The sequence below is a fragment of the Blautia sp. TF10-30 genome (assembly GCF_003481245.1).
Lineage (GTDB): Bacteria > Bacillota > Clostridia > Lachnospirales > Lachnospiraceae > Fusicatenibacter > Fusicatenibacter saccharivorans.
On record NZ_QUKM01000031.1, the window covers coordinates 1 to 2,533 of the forward strand.

Sequence of the window (2,533 nt, forward strand, 5' to 3'; positions counted from 1 at the left end):
TTTACTGATGTGCGATAAAGAAGTAATAGAAGTGTAAAAAATTTTGCCGTTCCTATCCGGCACTTGCGCATTGTGTCGGATAGGTCGGGCGGTTATTCGGGCAAGTCCACCTTGCCAACAAAAGAATAATAAATCTCAATGTCCTGTCTGCGGGTCTTGTTCTCGTCATAGCTGCACTCATGCACAACGATTTTCTCTACAAACTCCCGCAGCAGAGTAGGGGTAAGTTCTTCAAAGCTGGTATGCCGCCGGACAACATTCATAAACTTTTCTGCGTTCACGGTGGCTTCCTGTGCTTTGGAAAGCTCCGCTTGAATAGCAGCGGCTCTTTCTTTCAGCTCCCGTTGCTCTGCTTCATAGTCTGCCGACAGCTCTGTGAAACGCTCGTCTGATATGCGCCCGGTCACGCTGTCCTCATACAGCCGCTTGAAGATAGCGGATAACTCGGCTATGCGTTTCTCGGAGGCTTCCAGTTCCTTTTTCTTGGCGGCGTTCCTGCGTTTGCCCCCGTCCTCGTTCTGCTCAATCAAGAGTTTCATAAACCGGGCTTCATGCTTTGCCGCATAGCTGGTCACTTTCCGCAGATTGGAGAGTACACCAGCGGTCAAGAGGTCGGTGCGGATAAAGTGCGCCGTACAGTCATGGGTGCGTTTCTTGTAGTTGCCGCAGATATAACAGTCCTGCTTGCGCTTGTCCGTCTGGTATCGCTGCTGATACATCACGCTGCCGCAGTCCGCACAGAACAGTATGCCGGAGAACAAACCCACTTCATCATAGCGGTTTGGGCGTTTGCGCTGTTTGCGAAGCTCCTGCACCCGTTCCCATGTTTGGGTGTCTATGATAGGCTCGTGGTGGTTCTCGAAAATCACTTGCTTTTCCGGGGGATTTTCTACACTGTGCTTGACTTTGTAAGAAAGTTTTTCTGTCTTGAAATTTACCAGACAGCCTGTGTATTCCCGGTTTTCAAGGATATGCACTACGGTATTGGTCGCCCACTTGCACTCATAGCCGGGGTGGTAGCGGCGGGTGCTGCCCGTCCTGCGGTATTCAAGCGTTCCCGGCGTGGGGATTTGCTGCTCTGTGAGCATACGGGCTATCTTGGTCGGACCATTCCCGGCAAGACAGAGGTTGTATATCTGCTTGACTACGGGTGCAGCTTCCTCGTCAATAATGAAATTTTCATCCTCGTCCATGAGGTAGCCATACACAGGCTTGCTTGTGATGGGCTTGCCATTCATGCCTTTTGAGCGTTTTACTGCTTTGATTTTCTTGCTCGTATCTCTCACCAGCCATTCGTTAAAGATATTCCGCAGCGGGGCAAAGTCATTGTCGCCCTGTGCGCTGTCCACTCCGTCATTGATAGCGATGAAGCGGACACCTTTCTGTGGGAAAATCATTTCCGTGTACATTCCCACTTGCAGGTAGTTTCGCCCTAACCTCGACATATCCTTTACGATAACTGTCCCGACTTTTCCGGCTTCAATGTCCGCAAGCATGGCTTGAAAACCGGGTCTTTGAAAGTTCGCACCAGAATAACCGTCGTCCGTGTACCAGCGCAGATTGGAAAAGCCGTTCTGCTTTGCATAGGTTTCAAGGATACGCTTCTGATTGGAAATGGAATTGCTTTCGCCTTGCAGCTCGTCCTCATGGGATAGTCTTGGGTAAAGGGCGGTAATTGGTTGTTGGTTGGTCTGTCTTAACATAAAATCCTCCGTTTCCGACAGCCAGCCCCACTATTCCGTACCTTGATTGTACCACATGGGGCGGCTGTCTGTATAGCGGCAAAAGCGTCAAATCTGCTTCTTTATGGTCGGTCAAATCGCCGTTTTTTGTGTAGCAGCTTCCGCTTCCAGCACTTTCATCATCTTGTCGGCTGCGGTGTCGGTTGCGCCCTGCTTGAAGAAGCCGGAAACGGTAAGGACGGAGTTGCCCATGCGGATTTCCGTCACACAGTCCGGGCGGCGGTCTGTTTTGGTGGTGCTTGTCTGTTTCGTTTCTGTCATAGGCTCTCCTTTCGCTGCTTCATCAGTTGCTTTAAGCGTTCCAGCTTTTCCTGTGCGGTTTCCTTTCGGAAGTTGCTGCCCGTGAAGCGGACGGGGGCGCACATGGAAGTCAGCCTGTCATAGATACGGGCGTGGGGCGTGTCCTGCGGGTGCTGCAATTCCTCCAGCGTGAGGTTGGTCGTGGCGATCAGCGGCTTGCCGCTTCGGTAACGGCTGTCAATCACGCTGTAAACCTGTTCCAGCCCGTATTCTGTTCCTCGCTCCATACCGAAATCATCAAGTATCAGCAGAGGGTAGCTGCAAAGGCGGGAAATATATTCGTTCCTGCCCTCAAAGCTGGCGGCAAGGTCACCCAGTATCGTTGCAAAGTTTGTCATGCAGACGGCAACCTCTTTTTCCATAAGGGCGTTGGCGATACAGGCGGCAAGGTAGCTTTTTCCCGTCCCCACGCCGCCCCAAAACAGGTAGCCGATATTTTCAGCCTGCATGGTTTCCCAGCTCTCCACATAAAAGCGGGCGGTTTCGGTCTG

Annotated in this window: 3 protein-coding genes and 1 pseudogene; all 4 read right to left on the reverse strand. The window is 51.7% G+C overall.

The window, feature by feature from the left end:
• Positions 1–71 (reverse strand): annotated as a pseudogene (locus DXD02_RS16460) (Maff2 family mobile element protein); the annotation flags it as partial.
• A 21-nt stretch (positions 72–92) separates the two neighbouring features.
• Positions 93–1,703, reverse strand: coding sequence for a recombinase family protein (locus tag DXD02_RS15205; RefSeq protein WP_002569232.1), 1,611 nt, complete (start codon positions 1,701–1,703; stop codon positions 93–95).
• A gap of 111 nt (positions 1,704–1,814) precedes the next feature.
• Positions 1,815–2,003 carry a transposon-encoded TnpW family protein gene (locus DXD02_RS15210; protein WP_002569233.1) on the reverse strand — a complete coding sequence of 63 codons (189 nt, stop codon included), beginning with the start codon at positions 2,001–2,003 and terminating at the stop codon, positions 1,815–1,817.
• A partial coding sequence (locus DXD02_RS15215) for an ATP-binding protein (protein WP_158581242.1) occupies positions 2,000–2,533 on the reverse strand: 534 nt, incomplete at its 5' end. The genes DXD02_RS15215 and DXD02_RS15210, both read right to left, overlap by 4 nt.

Excerpts from the sequence above, each read along its gene's own strand:
- DXD02_RS15205 (WP_002569232.1), bottom strand. The coding sequence starts at position 1,703 with ATGTTAAGACAGACCAACCAACAACCAATTACCGCCCTTTACCCAAGA.
- DXD02_RS15210 (WP_002569233.1), bottom strand. The coding sequence starts at position 2,003 with ATGACAGAAACGAAACAGACAAGCACCACCAAAACAGACCGCCGCCCG.